Consider the following 18732-nt stretch of genomic DNA (forward strand, 5'->3'; position numbering starts at 1 on the left):
CTTGAGGGGGTTTGTTTTATAGGCTGCTAGCATTAGGGGGGAAACTGGTGGCTGGTTTCCTGACCAGATGGCTCCGCCCCGGACCAACCAAGGCAACGAAGGATACGGAACTCGAACCAGGCAAGCTACCGCGCCATGTAGCCATTATCATGGACGGCAATGGTCGCTGGGCCAGGAAGAGGGGCCTGCCCCGGGCGGCCGGCCACCGGGCGGGGGTCGAGGCTTTACGCGATATTGTCCGAGCTTGCGTTGATTGGGGCATTGCCATCCTTACAGTATATGCTTTTTCTACAGAAAACTGGAAAAGACCCCGGGAAGAAGTGGAAGCGTTAATGAACCTCCTGGTCGAATACATGCACCGGGAGTTACCCGAATTAAAGAAAGAAGGGGTCCAGGTGCGGGCCATTGGCCGCCTGGAAGCCCTGCCATTAGCGGCCCGGCAAGAACTGGCCCGAGCCCGCCGGGAAACGGCCGGCAACAACCGGCTCATCCTCAACCTGGCCCTCAACTATGGCGGTCGGGCCGAACTGGTGGATGCCTGCCGGCAGATTACCCGCGAAGTTTTGGCCGGTAAACTCCGTCCCGAGGATATAGACGAAGGGGTGCTTAAAGGTGCCATTTATACCGGAGACCTGCCCGACCCCGATCTCTTAATTCGCCCTTCCGGGGAAATGCGCCTCAGCAACTTTTTGCTCTGGCAGCTGGCCTATACCGAACTATGGTTTACTGATGTCTGCTGGCCTGATTTCCGGCGGGAAAATTTACGCCAGGCCCTGCTGGCTTACCAGCAGCGGGAAAGGCGTTTCGGCGGCCTAAAAAATTGACCCGTGGTGGTGTTGATTGTGCTAGGCACCAGAATTTTAGTTGCCCTGGTGGGTATCCCGTTATTACTGGGAGCGGCTTACCTGGGTGGCTGGTGGTTCCTCCTGCTGGTAATCCTGGTGGCCTTTACCGGGCTGGTGGAATTTTACCACCTGGCCGCCTGCCTGAAGCTAAAACCGCTGGTCCCGGCCGGTATTATAGGGGGGCTGATGTTTGTCCTGGCAGCATATCTTAATAAGGGGATGGTCGCTTGGCCGGGTGCTGGACTAACAGTGGGGATGCTCTTACTCTTCCTGACCCTGTTTCCCCGCGTGGCAGCGGCCGATGTGGCCATAACCTTACTGGGGAGCTGGTATGTAGGGGGGCTGCTGGCTTACCTGCCTTTGCTCCGCCTTTTACCCGGCGGTGCCGCGATCCTCATCCTGACCTTCCTCATGACCTGGGCCAATGATACCGGTGCTTATTTTTGCGGCCGTATCTTCGGCCGCCGCCACCCCTGGCCCAGCCTCAGCCCCGGTAAAACCTGGGCCGGGGCCATCGGCGGCCTGCTGGTAACTTTAGTGATGGCTGAAGTTTTGGGCCCTCTCATTTTGCCGGCTTTAAATAGCTGGCTACTGGCAGGGCTGGCAATACTCTCCGCTATTGCCGCCCAAGCCGGCGATTTAATTGAATCGGGTTTTAAGCGCCAGGCAGGGGTTAAGGACAGCGGCTGGCTTTTACCAGGACACGGGGGAATTTTGGACCGTTTTGATAGTTTGCTCCTGGTGGCTCCGGTGGTATACTATTATCTGGTCTTCTTTTTACCAAAAATGGAGTGAAACCTTTGGCTAACTTTGACGATCGGTTTAAACAAACCTTTCAAACTTTACTGGTAGCCTTAATGGCTGCCCTCCTTTTCCTGTTGCTTTTTTATTACATATTACCCGCTACCGGGGAAATCATTAGAGCCCTGGTACCGGTAGTGCTGCCCTTTGCCCTGGCCGCCCTACTGGCAGCAATTATCGATCCGGTTGTTAACTTTATTGAAAGCAAGCTTAAAATAGGCCGTGGCTGGGCAGTAATTATCACCCTCTTGTCTATTCTAGCCATCCTTAGCATAGCTATCTTTTATCTGGTGACCAACCTGATTGTCGAGCTGGAGAGCCTGGCCTTAACCCTGCCGGCCCAGGCACGGGCCTTGGGGGCTGCCTTCCAGGAGTATTTTACCCGCCTCCAGAGTTTTTATTTTGCGGGTAACCTGCCCGTTGAAGTCTTGAATACCCTGCAGTCCTTCCTGGACAATGCGGTTGCCTGGCTGAAGAACCTGCTTGGCCTTACGGTCCAGTGGCTAATAGCTTTTATCAGTTCCCTACCGGAACTCTTTATTTCGCTGATCATTACCCTGGTGGCCACTTACTTTTTCAGCCGGGATAAAGATTTTATCCTCCGCACCCTGCTCCAGATAGTTTCACCGCCCTGGCGGGAACGGATGAGTAAGGTTTTCAGCTCCTTGAGCCAGGCTATTATCGGTTACCTGCGGGCAGAAATTTTACTGGTAAGCCTGCAGATGACCCAGAGTATTATCGGGCTTTTAATTTTAAGAGTTGATTATGCCCTAACCCTGGCCTTTTTAATCGGCCTGGCCGATTTGTTGCCCATTGTTGGTCCGGGAACGGTTTTCATTCCCTGGATCATTGTCGAATTTATCCTGGGCCATTATGGCCTGGGGCTGGCCCTTTTAACCCTGTATGCCTTTATCATTATCCTGCGCCAGGTACTGCAACCCAAACTGGTGGCCGTCAGCCTGGGGCTGTACCCGTTGACAACCTTGATTGCCCTGTACACCGGCTTGAAGCTTCTGGGGATTGCCGGTCTGGTCATTGGGCCCATGACGCTGGTAGTCTTAAAGGCTTTTTCGCGTTCCCGGCAGGGGGTGACTAAATAAGTGGTCAGAGAGATAGCAGTTCTAGGTTCAACCGGCTCAATCGGCCGCCAGACCCTGGAGGTTGTAGCCGCCCATCCCGGGCAATTCAGGGTTGCCGCCCTGGCAGCCGCCAGAAATGTAGAACTCCTGGCCGAGCAGGTAAAGCGGTTTCGTCCCCGCCTGGCCGTCCTCCTGGACCCGGCAGGGGCCAGGGAACTGGCTGCCAGGGTTAGCGGGTTAAAGGTCAAGGTCCTGGCCGGAGAGGAAGGCCTTCTGGCAACCGCCTGCCTGGCCGAGGTGGAGCTGGTAGTGGCCGCTATGGTGGGAACCTGTAGCCTGCCGGCGGTCCTGGCCGCCCTGGAGGCCGGTAAGGATATTGCCCTGGCCAACAAAGAGATCCTGGTAGCTGCCGGTGAGGTGGTCATGGGCCGGGCCCGTGCTCTGGGACGCCAGATTATACCGGTCGACAGCGAGCACTCCGCCATTTTCCAGTGCCTGCGCCAGGGCGGCCGGGTGATGCAAGTGATCATCACGGCTTCCGGGGGGCCTTTACGCGAGAAAACCTTGGAAGAAATGGCCGCCGTTACCCCGGAGGAGGCTTTAAATCACCCTACCTGGGTGATGGGGCCGAAGATTACCGTAGATTCGGCCACCCTGATGAATAAAGGCCTGGAAGTCATTGAAGCCAAACACCTTTTTAACCTGGACTATGACCAGATTGCAGTTTTGATCCACCCCCAGAGCGTCGTCCATGCCCTGGTGCGCTACAGTGACGGTGCCCTTTTTGCCCACCTGGGGCCCGCCGATATGCGCCTGCCCATCCAGTACGCCCTGACCTGGCCGGAACGCTGGGATTTAGACAGCCAGGTGCTGGACCTGGCGGCCCTGGGACACCTTGATTTCAGCCAGCCGAACCTGGAACGTTTCCCGTGCCTAGAGCTGGCCTACCGCGCCGGCCGGGCCGGGGGGACTTACCCGGCGGTTTTAAGTGCCGCCGACGAAGTGGCCGTCCAGTATTTCCTGGCAAGGAGAATACCGCTGACAGCCATCAGCCAGGTCGTAGCCAGGGTCCTGGAAGAACACCGGCCGACAGCGGCTACTGACCTGGAAGCAGTTCTTGCTGCCGACGCCTGGGCGCGGCGACGGGCGGAAGAAGTGGCTGAAGGGTTTTGTAAGTGAAGCCCTCATGGGGGCTGACGCCCGCCCCACGAATTATGGAAATGTAGCAGACAAGGGGCTGGATGGTACAGGCGGAAAGCGACTTGGCTCGAGGCGTCAGCAAACTCAGCTAAGTCATAGTGAGGCGGCGGTGAACGGGATGGGGATCATAACGTAGCTTCAGGAATGAGAAATGCCACGCCCCGTTATGGTTGATCAAAGAAACAAAGTCGGGCCACCCCCGCCGCCGAGCAAGGCTGAGCGCCAAGTTTGCTAGCCGAGAACCTCCGGAGCCTGGAGCCTGTACCGTCCAGTCCAGGCTAAGGGATAGTATTAAGAACCATTTTTGGTAGAAGCAAATTTTCGAAGGAGCTGAAGCCCAGTGACCATTATCCTGGCCCTGGTTATCTTCAGTATTTTAATCATGGTCCACGAAGGCGGGCACTTCCTGGCGGCCAAAAAAGCCGGCATCAAGGTGGAAGAGTTCGCTATCGGTATGGGGCCGGCCATCTGGCAGGTGAAAAAAGGGGAGACGGTTTACTCCTTACGCGCCTTTCCCCTGGGCGGCTTTAACCGCATGGCCGGGATGGAGGGCCCGGATCTCGACGACCCGCGGGGCTTCAACCGGCAGCCGCTGCTTAAGCGCATGGGGGTCATTGCCGCCGGTTCAGGCATGAATTTCCTCCTGGCCGTCCTTATTTTTATTTTCGTTTTTATGGTCCTGGGCATACCGGCGGATATTAATGTTATCGGCCGTGTGGAACCTGGGATGCCGGCAGCCAGGGCGGGTTTACAGCCGGGGGATAAAATCTTAATGGTCGACAATACACCGGTCAATAGCTGGCGCGACCTGGTGCACCAGATCTACCAGCATCCGGGGGAGGAAATTATCCTCACAATCGAGCGGGACGGCCGGCAGCAGCGGGTGACCCTGACCACCATCAGGGATCCCCAGTCAGGGGTAGGCATGATTGGTATCGGCCCTACCTGGGAGCGGCAGGGTTTGTGGACCTCGATCATCCTGGGCCTCAGACAGGCCTATGAAATTACCAGGCTTATTATCTTAAGCCTGGTGCAAATGGTTACCGGCAAGGTGGCCCCCGAGGTTGTCGGGCCGGTGGGCATAATTCAGCTGGTGGGTCAGGCGGCTACCTATGGCCTGGCCAACGTCCTGAACTTCATGGCGGTTTTAAGCCTGGACCTGGGGCTCATCAATTTGCTGCCCATTCCCGCCCTGGATGGCAGCCGGCTGGTATTCTTAAGCCTGGAGGCGGTGCGGGGCCGGCCAATAAGCGCGGAGAAAGAAAATTTAATCCACCTCATCGGCTTTGCCCTCCTCATGGGCCTGCTTATTTTAATAACCTACCACGATTTAATCCGCATCTTCAGCTGAGGTGACCTTAATGGAGATTAAGCGCCGGCCAACGCGGCAGATCCGGGTGGGCAAGGTGGCCGTAGGCGGGGGGGCGCCCATTTCCGTCCAGTCCATGACCAATACCGATACCCGGGATATCGCCGCTACTGTTGCCCAGATCCAGAGGCTGGCCCGGGCCGGCTGCGAAATAGTCCGCCTGGCAGTACCGGATCAAGAAGCGGCAGCAGCCCTGGCCAGGATCAAAGCGCAGGTGGATATCCCCATTATCGCCGATATTCACTTTGACTACCGCCTGGCCCTGGCCGCCCTGGAAGGCGGGGTTGACGGCCTGCGCTTGAATCCAGGGAATATTGGCGGGCCCGGGCGGGTGAAGGCTGTAGTAAGGGAAGCGGCTGCCCGGCGGGTACCCATTCGCATCGGCGTCAATGCCGGCTCCCTGGAGAAGGAGGCCATGGCCGCCCATGGCGGTGTAACGGCCGCAGCCATGGTAGCCAGCGCCTTGAAACATGTCCACCTGCTGGAGGACCTGGATTTCTTTGACATAAAAATTTCCCTGAAAGCTGCGGAGGTACCATTGATGATCGAGGCCTACCGCCGGTTGGCCGGGCAGGTGGATTATCCCCTGCACCTGGGGGTGACGGAAGCCGGGCGCGGCCTGGAGGGAGCTGTCAAATCGGCAGTAGGGATTGGCATTTTACTTAACGAAGGGATAGGCGATACCATCCGGGTATCTTTGACGGGCGACCCTGTGCAGGAAGTGGTAGCCGGTTTTGCTATCTTGCGTTCCCTGGGCCTGCGCCGGCGGGGCATCGAGCTTATTTCCTGCCCCACCTGCGGCCGCTGCCAGGTAGATGTGGAAGGGGTGGCAGCCCGGGTGCAGCAGGACCTTCAGGATGTAGCCAGGCCCCTGAAGGTAGCCGTCATGGGCTGTGCCGTCAACGGCCCCGGCGAGGCTCGCCAGGCCGATGTCGGTATTGCCGGTGGTCCTGGCTTCGGCCTTCTTTTTCGCCACGGTCGTCCCGTCCGCAAGGTCAAGGAAGAGGATATGGCCCGGGCCCTTATTGAAGAAGCCAGGCGCCTGGCAGCAGAAGAAGGGGAGGAAGAGAATGCGCACGAGTGAATTACTGGCACCGACTTTAAGGGAAACGCCGGCCGAGGCCGAGATCGCCAGCCACCAGTTATTACTGCGGGCCGGCTTCATACGCAAGGCAGCAGCCGGGATCTATACTTATTTACCCCTGGGACGGCGGGTGCTGGCCAAACTAGAGCGGATCATCCGCGAGGAAATGGATCGGGCCGGCGGCCAGGAGGTTGTTCTACCCATTATCCAGCCGGCCGAACTCTGGCAGGAAAGCGGTCGCTGGGAGGTTTACGGGGAGGAAATGTTCCGCCTCCGGGACCGGCACCAGCGCCAGTTTTGCTTGGGTCCCACCCACGAGGAGATTATCACCGCCCTGGTACGGAGCGAAGTCAGCTCCTATAAACAATTACCCTTGCTCCTGTACCAGATTCAAAATAAATACCGCGACGAACGGCGGCCCCGTTTTGGCCTTCTCAGAGGCCGGGAATTTATCATGAAGGACCTCTACTCCTTTGACCGGGATCAGGAAGGGCTGAACCAGAGTTATGCCAAAATGTACCAGGCCTACAGCAATGTCTTTCGCCGCTGCGGCCTGGATTTCCGGACGGTCCAGGCTGACACCGGCGCCATTGGCGGCAACTACAGCCATGAATTTATGGCCCTGGCATCTACCGGGGAGGCGCTGCTGGTATACTGCCAGAAGTGCGACTATGCGGCCAACGTCGAAATTGCCGCGGCCAGGGCGCTGCCCAAACCGGTAGCGGAAACACCGCAGTCCCTTAAAGAAGTGGCTACCCCCGGACAGAAAACGGTAGCCGAAGTTAGCACCTTCCTGGGGATCACCCCGGATAGGCTGATTAAAACCATTTTTTATGAGGCCGATGGGCAGCTGGTGGCCGCTCTGGTCCGGGGTGACCGGGAACTCAATGAAGTAAAGCTTCAGAATTACCTGGGCTGCCGGCATCTCGTCCTGGCCGACCCCGAGAAGGTGATGGCTGTAAGCGGCGCGCCGGTAGGTTATGTTGGGCCGGTGGGCTTAAGGGGTGTACCAATTTACGCCGACCTGGAGATTCCATACCTGGTTAACGCTGTAGCCGGTGCCAACCGGGAAGGCTACCACTTGGTAGGCGTCAACCCCGGCCGCGACTTTAAAGCGGAAGCCTTTGCCGACCTCCGCCAGGTGGAGGCGGGAGAACCCTGTCCCCAGTGCGGCGCCCCCTTAAGCCAGGCCCGCGGGATAGAAGTCGGGCAGGTTTTCCAGCTAGGTACCAAGTACAGCCAGCCCCTGGGCGCCACCTATACCGACGAGCAGGGCCATGAGCATCCCATTGTCATGGGCTGTTACGGCATCGGCGTCAGCCGCACCATGGCCGCCGTCGTCGAGCAGCACCATGATGAGCACGGCATTATCTGGCCTTTGAGCGTTGCTCCCTATGAAGTGGTCATTATTCCCGCCTCTTTAAAGGACAGCGGCCAGCGGGAAATGGCCGAAGGCCTCTACCAGGAGCTGTTGGCTGCCGGTGTTGAGGTGGTGCTTGATGATCGCGACGAACGGGCCGGCATGAAATTTGTCGAAGCTGACCTTATAGGCTATCCATTACGCTTGACTATAGGTAAAAAAACCCTGAGCCAGGGTACGGTGGATGTGAAATGGCGGCATGGAGGGCAGGAATTAGCCCTGCCCCGGGAAGGACTGGTGCCCCGGGTAAAAGAAATGCTAGCCCGGGAAATGGAAAAGTACCGGTAACGATTGGGGTAAGGATTGATGGCCATGGCTGGCAGGGAAAACCTGTGGCAGGAATTACTCCGGCAGGGGGCCGTGCATAAAGTTACAATTGACCGCAAGAGCGGCAGATGTTACCTTTCCCTCTGCCCTCCCTGCAACCTGGAACCCGAGGATATTGAAGCCTGCCGGCAGCTCCTTGCGCGGCAGTTTCCCGGCTTTGAATTTATATTTAATATCCTGGGACCTTCACCCCCTGCCGACCTGGCAACCTTTTGCCGGGAAAAGAAGGCCGCCATCCTGGATGAGGTGGCCCGGCGCCTGGGTAATGGTACCTCGGCCTGGCTGGCCGGGGCGCGGCTGGAACCCGGTGCTGGGGTGTTGCAGTTGATACTACCGGTCTCCCTGGCCGTGGAGGCCTTACGGTCCTGCCGGGGCGACAGGGTTTTGCAGGAAGTCTTGCAGCAGTATGGCTACCAGGTGCAGGTGGAACTGGTCGCCGACCGGGAATACCAGGAAGAACTGGCGGCCGTTTCCCGCCGGCTCCAGGAAGAGCGTTTAGTCCGGGTCAGGGAAGAAGCGGCCGACGTGGGAAAGGAAGACGGCCCGGCTAAAAAGGACGGCCAGGAGAAAAAAGGGAACAGCCGGCAAAATATGGACAACGGTTTCCTCCTGGGGAAAAAGATTACGGCTCCTTTCCTGCCCTTGAAGGAAATCCAGGAGGAGGAAAAGCAGGTTGCCGTCCAGGGGGAAGTTCTGGATTTTACGGCGCGGCAGCTGAAATCCGGGCGCTGGCTGGTAAGTTTTAATCTCACCGATTATACCGACTCCATCAGCGTCAAAGCCTTTGCCGACGCCGGTCCCCTGGTGGAGAACGGTTTGGCAGCTGGAGAATGGGTGCAGGTGCAGGGCCCGGTCCAGTACGACCGTTACAGCCAGGAACTGGTGCTGATTGCCGACGCCGTCGCCCGGGGGGAACGCCCCGAGCGGCGGGATACGGCGCCGGAAAAAAGGGTGGAGCTGCACCTCCATACCAAGATGAGCGCCATGGACGGTGTAACCGAGGTAGCGGCGGCGGTGAAACAGGCGGCCCGGTGGGGCCATGGAGCGATAGCCATCACCGACCACGGCGTCCTGCAGGCCTTCCCGGCAGCCGCCGAGGCCGGAAGTAAATACGGCGTAAAAATCATCTACGGCCTGGAGGGCTACCTTTTTGATGAGGACGACCAGCCACCCGACCGCCAGCAGACTTATCACATCATCTTGCTGGTGAAAAACAAGCAGGGATTAGAAAATCTATACCGCCTGGTTTCCCGGGCCCATCTGGAATATTTTTACCGCAAACCCAGGTTGCCGCGCCGTTTAATCCAGCAGTACCGTGAGGGGCTCCTTTTAGGTACGGCCTGTGAGGCCGGGGAATTAATCAGGCATTACCTGGCCGGGGCAAGCGCCGAACGCCTGGAGGAGATTGCCTCCTTTTATGATTTCCTGGAGATCCAGCCCCTGGCCAACAACGATTTTTTAATCCGGGAAGGTAAACTTGCCGACCGCCAGGCCCTGATGGACATGAATCGGCAAATTATCGCCCTGGGCCAAAAACTTCACAAACCGGTGGTGGCTACCGGTGACGTTCACTTTTTAAACCCGGAGGATGCCATCTACCGTCAGATCCTCCAGGCCGGGCAGGGTTATGCCGACGAGGTCCAGGCCCCCCTCTACTACCGGACGACGGAAGAAATGCTGGCGGAATTCAGTTATCTGGATGCCGCAACGGCCCGCCAGGTGGTAGTCACCAATCCCCGGCTCATTGCCGACCAGATAGAAGAGTTAAAGCCTATCCCCGACGAGTTTTACCCGCCGGAGATCCCCGGCGCCGAAGAAGAGTTAACCCGGATTGTCACCACCCGGGCCCATGACTGGTACGGCGACCCCTTGCCGGAACTTGTCCGGGCCCGCCTGGACAAGGAAATGAAATCCATTATCGGCCACGGCTTTGCCGTGCTGTACCTAATCGCCCACAAGCTGGTATTAAAATCCAACGAAGACGGCTACCTGGTAGGCTCGCGGGGTTCGGTGGGTTCTTCCCTGGTGGCCACCCTGGCCGGGATTACGGAAGTAAACCCCCTGCCGCCCCATTACCGCTGCCCCGCCTGCCGCTACAGCGAGTTTATTACCGACGGCAGCGTCAACTGCGGCGCCGACCTGCCGGCGAAAGATTGTCCCCGCTGTGGGACCAGGTTGTTAAAGGACGGCCATGACATCCCCTTTGAAGTCTTCCTGGGCTTCAAAGGCGACAAGGTACCGGACATCGACCTCAACTTTTCCGGGGAATACCAGCCCCGGGCGCACCAGTACGCCGAAGAAATCTTCGGCAAAGACCATGTATTCCGGGCCGGCACCATAGCCACCCTGGCCGAACGCACGGCCTTCGGTTTTGTCCATAAATACCTGGAGGAGCGGGGCCTCAAGGCCCGCCAGGCGGAGATCAACCGCCTGGTCAGGGGGATTACCGGCGTCAAGAGGACCACGGGCCAGCACCCGGGGGGGCTCATGGTTGTCCCCCGGCGGGTGGATATCCATCTCTTTACGCCATTGCAGCGCCCGGCCGACGACACCGGCAGCAATACCATCACCACCCATTTTGACTATGAAGCCATCAGCCACCGCCTGGTGAAACTGGACCTCCTGGGCCACGATGACCCCACGGTGATCAAAATGCTGGAGGACCTCACCGGTGTCGACGCCCGTGAGATCCCCCTGGATGAGCCCCGGACCATGTCCCTCTTTTCCAGTGTCGAGGCCCTGGGGGTGCGGCCGGAAGACATCGGTTCCCAGGTCGGCACCCTGGGGATTCCCGAATTCGGCACCCGTTTTGTCCGCCAGATGCTGGAGGAAACCAGGCCCCGGACCTTCGCCGAGCTGGTCCGCATCAGCGGTTTCTCCCACGGGACCGATGTGTGGTTAAACAACGCCCAGGATTTAATTAAAAGCGGCACGGCCAAACTCAGCGAGGCCATTTCCACCCGTGATGATATTATGAACTACCTCATGCAGCACGGCGTGGTGGCCGATATCGCCTTCCGGACCATGGAGGATGTGCGTAAAGGCAAGGGTGTAAAAAAAGAGTATGAAGAGGCCATCCGGGCGGCAGGAGTACCCGAATGGTTCATCCAGTCCTGCAAAAAAATCAGTTATCTCTTTCCCAAGGCCCATGCCGTGGCCTACGTAACCATGGCCTTCCGCATCGCCTACTTTAAAGTCTATTACCCGGAGGCCTTCTACGCTTCCTTTTTCAGCATCCGCGCCGATGAATTCGACGCCGATATTGTCGTTGCCGGCCTGCCCCGTATCCAGGAGGAAATCGCGACCCTGGAGAAAAAGGGCAGTGAGGCCACCGCCCGGGAGAAGAACATCCTCACCATCCTGGAGGTAGCCCGGGAAATGTACTGCCGGGGCATTACCATGGAGCGCATTGATTTGCAAAGATCGGCTGCCAGCCGTTTTCAGGTGGGCAAGGGTAAGCTGTTACCGCCCCTGGCGGCCCTGCCCGGGGTAGGTCAGGCGGCGGCCGAGGCTATCGTCCGCGCCCGCCAGGAACGGCCCTTTACCTCTCTTGAGGACCTCCAGCGCCGCAGTCGGGTGAGCAAAACGGTCATCGAAGCCCTGGAGAAACACGGTGCCTTAGCCGGCTTGCCTGCCTCCGATCAGCTGGCGTTTTTTGGCGGTTTTCTATAACACTCCCACTTTAGCTTTATTAGCATATAGATTGGGGGATATTAATGAAATATAATAATCTGGTCATCGGCATCGACTTTGGCACCGATTCGGTGCGGGCGGTGGTGGTCGATGCCGTCACCGGAGAAGAGCTGGCCAGAGAGGTGGCATATTACCGGCGCTGGGCCGCAGGTATGTACTGCGATCCGGGCAAGAATCAATTCCGCCAGCACCCCCTGGACTATCTCGAAGGGTTGGAAGCCGCCGTCAAGGGGGCCCTGGCTGGACTCCCGCCGGGGGCGGCGCAGCGGGTGGTGGGCATCGGTATCGACACCACCGGTTCAACACCGGGTCCTGTCGATGCTGGCGGACGCCCCCTGGCCCTGCGCGAAGAATTTAGCGAGAACCCCAACGCCATGTTCATCCTCTGGAAGGACCATACCGCCGTGCAAGAGGCCGGGGAGATCAACTATGCGGCCCGCCATTGGGGCGGCAGCGATTTCACCAAATATGAAGGCGGGGTCTATTCCTCCGAGTGGTTTTGGGCCAAGATCCTCCACGTTTTACGTCACGACCCGGCGGTAAGGGCAGCAGCCTATTCCTGGGTGGAACATTGCGACTGGATACCAGCCTTGCTCACAGGCACCGAAGATCCCCGGCTACTCAAGAGAAGCCGCTGCGCGGCCGGGCATAAAGCCATGTGGCACGAAGAATGGGGAGGGCTGCCGCCGGAAGAATTCTTGGTACGTATCGATCCCCTCCTGCAGGGCCTGCGCGACCGGCTCTACAGCAAGACGTACACCGCCGCTACCCGGGCCGGGAATCTCACGCCCGCATGGGCGGAGCGGCTCGGTCTACCGCCGGGGATCGCGGTAGCGGTAGGGGCCGTGGACGCCCACATGGGCGCCGTGGGCGGCGGGATCACCCCCGGAGCCCTGGTGAAGATTATGGGCACCTCCACCTGCGACATAATGGTTGCTCCTAAGGAAACAATCGGCGATAAATTAATCGGCGGCATCTGCGGCCAGGTAGACGGCTCGGTCATACCCGGCCTCATCGGCCTGGAAGCGGGCCAGTCAGCCTACGGCGACGTCTATGCCTGGTTCAAAGACCTCCTTTCCTGGCCCCTGGAGGTTCTGCTGCCAGAAATCTCCCTGGTGGACAGGGAAATCGGGGCAAAGCTACAAGAAGAGATAGAAGGCCGCCTCCTCCAGCGCCTTTCAGAAGAAGCAGCCAGGATCCCCGCCGGTGAGACGGGATTACTGGCCCTGGACTGGCTCAACGGCCGGCGGACCCCCTACGCGGACCAGACACTGAAGGGAGCCATTACCGGCCTGACCCTTGGAACCACCGCGCCTAAGATTTTCCGCGCCCTGGTAGAGGCCACGGCCTATGGAGCCAGGGCCATCAACGACCGGTTTATGGAAGAAGGCATCGAAATCAAAGAAGTTATCGCCCTGGGCGGCATCGCCAGGAAGAACGACTTTGTCATGCAGGTCCTGGCCGATGTGCTGGCCATGCCCATTAAAGTAGCCGCCTCGGACCAGACCTGCGCCCTGGGGTCAGCCATGTTCGGCGCCGTTGCTGCCGGGCTGTACCCGACGGTGGAGGCGGCCCAGGAAAAGATGGGCTGCGGTTTCGCCAAAACGTACATCCCTGACCCTGAAAATGCCGCCAGGTACCGCGAGCTGTACCGGGACTATCTGACCCTGGGCATGGTGCTGGAGGATCATTTGCGGAAGATGTAGAGGGGTACAATTCCTCATTAAACCTGGCTTAATTATGAAAATGGGAACATAAGCGGAGGAAAAACGGCGATGGTGTGGAGAGGGTGGGGGATATCCGGGTTAAGTACAACTTAACACTAAGGGGGAAGCCATGGGCTGCCGCAATTTTTCACCCAATCAGCGCCGGGGTTGTTAACCCATTCCGGGGCATCCTCGGCCGCTAGAATACCGCGCGTATTTTTAAATGCTTGAACTTGCATTTCGCGCTAAAGGGTAGAGAAATGCAACTTCCCATTAAGCGATCTGAACCGGGGGGGCATAGGCCAATTTATTTTTTCCCTTGCAGCCCGGAGCAACCTGTGCTATACTATTTTCAGGTTGTTTTCACTCAGACATTACCTGGTGTGTTGCTGGAAAAGAGTGGGTCAGTGCCCACTCTTTTATGTTGAAAACCTGGGAGGCTACCCTTTTGAGCAAACTGACGGAATTAATTCAGGGCCTGGTGGAACCGGTACTGACCGGGATGGGCTACGAACTGGTCGACCTGCAGTACGGCCGGGAAGGAGGGCGCTATATCCTGCGGCTGTTTATCGACCGGCCGGAAGGTATCGGCCTGGATGATTGCGAAAAGGTCAGCCGTGCCGTCGGTGACATCCTGGACCAGGAAGATCCCATCCCCAATAGTTATTACCTGGAAGTATCGTCGCCGGGCCTGGAGCGCCCCTTAAAGAAAGAAACCGATTTTCAGCGTTTTGCCGGGCGAAAAGTGAGATTGCGTATGTTTGCCCCCATTGACGGTCAACGTCATTTTCAGGGGCGGCTCCTGGGTTACCGGGAGGGGCAGGTGCAGGTGCAGCTCGATGATGGTCGCCAGCTGGCCGTCCCCCTGGACCAGGTAGCGACTGCCAGGTTGGTGTTTGACCTGGCGGAGGATGAGGAGGCCTAAGGATGAATATTGAATTTATCCAAGCATTACAGGACCTGGAAAAGGAAAAGGGTATTAAGGTCGACATCCTGCTGGAAGCCATCGAGGCAGCCTTGATATCGGCTTATAAGAAAAACTTTGGGTCGGCTCACAATGTCCGGGTGGAAATCCAGCGTGACACAGGGGAGATTAAAGTCCTGGCCCAGCGCCAGGTGGTCGAAGAAGTAAGCGATCCCCGGACGGAGATTTCCCTGGCGGAAGCCCGGGTTATAAATAGCAATTATGAGATCGGCGATGTGGTAGAAAAGGAGGTAACGCCGCGGGATTTTGGGCGTATAGCCGCCCAGACGGCCAAACAGGTAGTCGTCCAGCGTATCCGTGAAGCCGAGCGGAGTTTAATTTACGATGAGTTTATTGGCCGGGAAAACGATATTGTTACCGGGGTTGTCCAGCGCCAGGAAGGTAAAAATGTTATCCTGGACCTGGGCCGGGCGGAGGCCATCCTCCTGCCAAGCGAGCAAAGCCCCGGTGAGGTTTACCGCCAGGGAGAACGCTTCAAGGCTTACATCCTCGAAGTACGCAAGACCAACAAAGGGCCGCAAATTCTGGTGTCCCGGACCCATCCCGGACTGATTAAAAGGCTTTTTGAACTGGAAGTGCCAGAAATTCATGACGGGATTGTGGAAATTAAGGGGGTGGCCCGGGAGGCCGGTGCCCGCTCCAAAATTGCCGTCCATTCCCGGGATGAAAAGGTGGACCCCGTCGGCGCCTGCGTGGGACCCAAAGGCTCTCGGGTGCAGGCGGTAGTCCAGGAACTCCGGGGCGAAAAAATCGATATTATTAAATGGAGCGACGACCCGGCTGTCTTTGTGGCCAACTCCTTGAGTCCGGCCAGGGTCCTGGACGTTACCGTGGATGAAGAAAATAAGGCCAGTCAGGTAATCGTTCCCGATAACCAGCTATCCCTGGCCATTGGCAAGGAAGGCCAGAATGCCCGCTTGGCAGCAAGGATAACTGGTTGGAAAATCGATATTAAAAGTGAATCCGAAGCTGGTGACTGGGATACCTGGGATAACGACCTGGAACTTGAAGGCGGGATAGAGGAGGAGTAAGCTTGCCCAAGCCCAGGAAAATACCCGTGCGCATGTGTGTCGGTTGCCGGACTCGTGATGATAAACGTAATTTATTACGAGTTGTCCGTACACCGACGCAAGAGGTGGTCCTTGACCCTACCGGGAAACGTGCCGGGAGAGGGGCCTATATCTGCCCCAGAGTGGAATGCCTGCGCAAAGCCCTTAAAAGCCGGGCCCTGGAGCGGGCCCTGGGTGTAAGCCTAACCCCGGAGGTCATGGCTGACCTCGAAGCCAGCCTCACCCGGGGTAATGGTCATGAATAAAGTTTATAACCTCCTCGGCCTGGCTTACCGGGCTGGCAAGGTAGCCTGGGGATACCAGGCAGTTATGGCGGCTATCAAGAGGCGAAAGGTTTTTCTCTTATTGCTGGCAGTTGACAGCAGCCCCCGGATGAGGGGTAAACTACTGGCAACCTGCCGGGAATCCGGCATTGAAGCAATTGTTTATGGCGATAAAGTTACCATAGGAGTAGCGCTAGGTAAACCTCCATGTGCCGTCGTCGGCGTTACTGATGCAAATCTGGCCAGGTTAATCCGGCAACATGTACGGGAGGTTGGTGCATGAGATTATGGGGGTGGTTTAATGGCCAAAACACGCGTCTACGAATTAGCCAAGGAATTACGGGTTTCTAATAAGGATCTAATGGACACCATGGCTCAACTGGGCATCTATACCCGTTCCCATATGAGTGTCCTGGAAAACGGGGAAGTAATAAAAATCCGCAACCATTACCGGCAGATGTGGCGAGCAGCCAGGGCGGCTAAGCTCAAGCAGCAACAGGCAGGAGCGACGTCGCCGGTGGAAGTTGTTGCCCAGCCCCAGCAGGTTATCGGGAAAGCACCTTCCACACCGGCGGCAGAGGCAGGGGTTAAGACCCGTCCGGAAAAAGAACAGAAGCCGGCTGCAGGGGAACCTGCCCCAGCGGCAGCGCAACCGGAACAGCACCGGGAATATGAAAGTAAGGAACGTTCCGGCAAGGGGGAAAACGGGAACCAGCAATCAGGGAAACAACAACCCGGACAGGCTAAAAAACGGCAGGATCATAAGCAGGCCCGCCGGCGAGAAAACAAAGGCCAGGAGCAGGAAGGCCGCCGGGGCCAGGAACGGGAGGAGCGGACGGCCAGGGTTGACCAGCAGGTACAGGTACCAGCCCAGGTGGCTGCCCCGCGCCCGGCAGGTAAAGGCGCCGGCAGGCCGGCGCGAAATAAACAGCTGCGTATACCGAAACCGCCGGAGGCAGTTGCCAAGGAGGCGCCGGAAAAACGGCGGGAACGGCCGGTGGGTAAGCCGGCTGCCAAACAGGCTGAAACTGGCCGCAGCCGTAAGCTGGTAGAGCTTGAACAGCAGCGGGAGGAACGCCTGCTGCGGCGGGACAAAGATAAAAATAAAGCTAAGGTCGCTCAGCAGGAAGCACCCAAAGTCGTCCGCCGGATAACTTTGACGGGCAGCATTACTGTCCAGGAACTGGCAAAAAGGCTCGGTAAAACGGCGGCTGAAGTTATCAAGTTTTTAATGGGCCAGGGCGTAATGGCCACCATCAACCAGGAGCTGGATATAGATACGGCCGCCATTGTCGCCCAGGAAATGGGGGCCATTGTTGAGGTTAAAGAGGAGAAACCCATTACCCTCCTGGAAGACCTGCCTGATGACCCGGAAAGCTTGCAAGAACGGCCGCCGGTAGTAACCGTTATGGGCCATGTCGATCACGGCAAGACCTCTTTGCTGGATGCCATTCGGCGCACCAATGTTACGGCTACCGAGGCTGGCGGTATCACTCAGCATATTGGTGCCTACCAGGTAAAGGTTAAAAACCGGAAGATTACTTTCCTGGATACCCCCGGTCATGAGGCCTTTACGGCCATGCGCGCCAGGGGAGCCCAGGCGACGGATATAGCCATCCTGGTGGTGGCTGCCGATGATGGCGTCATGCCCCAGACGGTGGAGGCCATTAACCATGCCAAAGCTGCCGGCGTACCCATTGTCGTGGCCATTAATAAAATAGATCGTCCCGAGGCCAACCCCGACCGGGTCAAACAGCAGTTGACGGAGTACGGCCTGGTACCGGAGGAGTGGGGTGGCGATACCATTATGGTACCCGTCTCAGCCCTTAAAAAAGAGGGCCTCAATGAATTGCTGGAAATGACCTTACTCACGGCCGATATGATGGAGCTAAAGGCAAACCCCAATCGCCCGGCCCGGGGGATTGTCATTGAAGCCAAGCTGGATAAAGGTCGTGGCCCGGTGGCTACCATGCTGGTCCAGAAAGGTACCCTTAAAGTAGGTGACAACCTGGTAGCCGGGGCGGTTTACGGCCGGGTCAGGGCCCTCTTTGACGATAAAGGCGAGCGGGTAAAGAGCGCCGAGCCTTCTATGCCGGTGGAAGTCCTGGGCCTTTCCGATTTACCCCAGGCCGGTGACATTTTCCAGGTTGTGGAGGATGAAAAGCTGGCCCGCCAAATTGCCACCTTGCGCCAGGAAGAACGCCGCCAGGAAGAATTTAAGGCAGCCAACAAGACATCACTGGATGACCTATTCAAGCAGATGGAAGCAGGCGAGATCAAGGAGCTTAACCTGGTGGTCAAAGGCGACGTGCAGGGTTCGGTGGAAGCCCTGCGGGCGGCCCTGGAGCAGTTGTCTACCAACGAAGTTAAAGTTAATATCATTCATGGCGGAGTCGGTGCCATTACGGAAACCGACGTCATGCTGGCCGCAGCTTCCAAAGCTATCATCATCGGGTTTAACGTTCGCCCGGACGCCAACGCCCGGAGGGCGGCGGAAGAAGCAGGGGTAGAAATCCGTCTCTACCGGGTGATCTATGAGGTAATCGACGAGGTCAAGGCCGCCATGACCGGTCTTCTGGAGCCGGAGAAACGAGAAGTGGTCCTGGGCCGGGCCGAAGTACGGGCGACCTTTAAAGTGCCTAGGGTAGGTACGGTGGCCGGCTGCTTTGTCACCGAAGGTAAGGTTCAGAACCGAGCTCTGGCCCGGGTAATCCGGGACGGGGTAGTGGCCTTTGAAGGCCGCATTGAATCCCTGAAACGCTTTAAGGATGACGTCCGGGAAGTAGCCCAGGGTTATGAATGCGGCATCGGTCTGGAAAAATTTAACGATATTAAGATTGGCGACGTTATCGAAGCTTATATTATAGAAGAGGTTAAACGGGAACTGTAG

At 57.8% G+C, this 18732-nt stretch carries 14 protein-coding genes; all 14 read left to right on the forward strand.

What is annotated here, in order from left to right; genetic code table 11:
* Positions 1-47 precede the first annotated feature (47 nt).
* The 14 genes from E308F_RS07510 to infB all read left to right on the forward strand — a co-directional run bounded on the left by E308F_RS07510 (position 48) and on the right by infB (position 18732).
* Positions 48-824: an isoprenyl transferase gene (locus tag E308F_RS07510; RefSeq protein ID WP_172613876.1), complete on the forward strand. Its 777-nt coding sequence runs from the start codon at positions 48-50 to the stop codon at positions 822-824.
* 18 nt (positions 825-842) lie between these two features.
* Positions 843-1640: a phosphatidate cytidylyltransferase gene (locus E308F_RS07515; RefSeq protein WP_141264334.1), complete on the forward strand. Its 798-nt coding sequence runs from the start codon at positions 843-845 to the stop codon at positions 1638-1640.
* 5 nt (positions 1641-1645) lie between these two features.
* Positions 1646-2746 carry a sporulation integral membrane protein YtvI gene (gene ytvI / locus E308F_RS07520; RefSeq protein WP_141264335.1) on the forward strand — a complete coding sequence of 367 codons (1101 nt, stop codon included), beginning with the start codon at positions 1646-1648 and terminating at the stop codon, positions 2744-2746.
* The gene (locus tag E308F_RS07525; RefSeq protein ID WP_141264336.1) at positions 2747-3904 is read left to right on the forward strand and encodes a 1-deoxy-D-xylulose-5-phosphate reductoisomerase; all 1158 of its coding nucleotides are present in this window, start codon (positions 2747-2749) and stop codon (positions 3902-3904) included.
* A gap of 361 nt (positions 3905-4265) precedes the next feature.
* Entirely contained in the window at positions 4266-5276 is a 1011-nt protein-coding gene (gene rseP, locus E308F_RS07530; protein WP_141264337.1) for an RIP metalloprotease RseP, read from the forward strand.
* A 10-nt stretch (positions 5277-5286) separates the two neighbouring features.
* Complete coding sequence (gene ispG, locus E308F_RS07535; RefSeq protein ID WP_141264338.1) at positions 5287-6378, forward strand: flavodoxin-dependent (E)-4-hydroxy-3-methylbut-2-enyl-diphosphate synthase; 1092 nt, start codon at positions 5287-5289, stop codon at positions 6376-6378.
* Entirely contained in the window at positions 6365-8086 is a 1722-nt protein-coding gene (locus E308F_RS07540; RefSeq protein ID WP_141264339.1) for a proline--tRNA ligase, read from the forward strand. Before ispG ends, E308F_RS07540 begins: the two co-directional genes overlap by 14 nt.
* Positions 8087-8104: 18 nt before the next feature.
* On the forward strand, positions 8105-11797 hold the full coding sequence (locus tag E308F_RS07545) for a PolC-type DNA polymerase III (RefSeq protein WP_253260424.1): 3693 nt from the start codon (positions 8105-8107) through the stop codon (positions 11795-11797).
* Positions 11798-11841: 44 nt separating this feature from the next.
* Positions 11842-13524, forward strand: a complete 1683-nt coding sequence (locus E308F_RS07550; protein WP_141264340.1) for a ribulokinase — start codon at positions 11842-11844, stop codon at positions 13522-13524.
* Between the two features lie 448 nt (positions 13525-13972).
* The gene (rimP, locus tag E308F_RS07555) at positions 13973-14449 is read left to right on the forward strand and encodes a ribosome maturation factor RimP (RefSeq protein WP_141264341.1); all 477 of its coding nucleotides are present in this window, start codon (positions 13973-13975) and stop codon (positions 14447-14449) included.
* Positions 14450-14451: 2 nt separating this feature from the next.
* Positions 14452-15540: a transcription termination factor NusA gene (gene nusA, locus E308F_RS07560; protein WP_141264342.1), complete on the forward strand. Its 1089-nt coding sequence runs from the start codon at positions 14452-14454 to the stop codon at positions 15538-15540.
* 2 nt (positions 15541-15542) lie between these two features.
* Positions 15543-15824, forward strand: a complete 282-nt coding sequence (gene rnpM, locus E308F_RS07565; RefSeq protein ID WP_141264343.1) for an RNase P modulator RnpM — start codon at positions 15543-15545, stop codon at positions 15822-15824.
* Positions 15817-16125: a L7Ae/L30e/S12e/Gadd45 family ribosomal protein gene (locus E308F_RS07570; protein WP_141264344.1), complete on the forward strand. Its 309-nt coding sequence runs from the start codon at positions 15817-15819 to the stop codon at positions 16123-16125. Before rnpM ends, E308F_RS07570 begins: the two co-directional genes overlap by 8 nt.
* 18 nt (positions 16126-16143) lie before the next feature.
* Entirely contained in the window at positions 16144-18732 is a 2589-nt protein-coding gene (gene infB, locus E308F_RS07575; RefSeq protein WP_141264345.1) for a translation initiation factor IF-2, read from the forward strand.

It is taken from the genome of Moorella sp. E308F (genome assembly GCF_006538365.1).
In the GTDB taxonomy this organism is placed as follows: Bacteria; Bacillota; DSM-521; order Neomoorellales; family Neomoorellaceae; genus Neomoorella.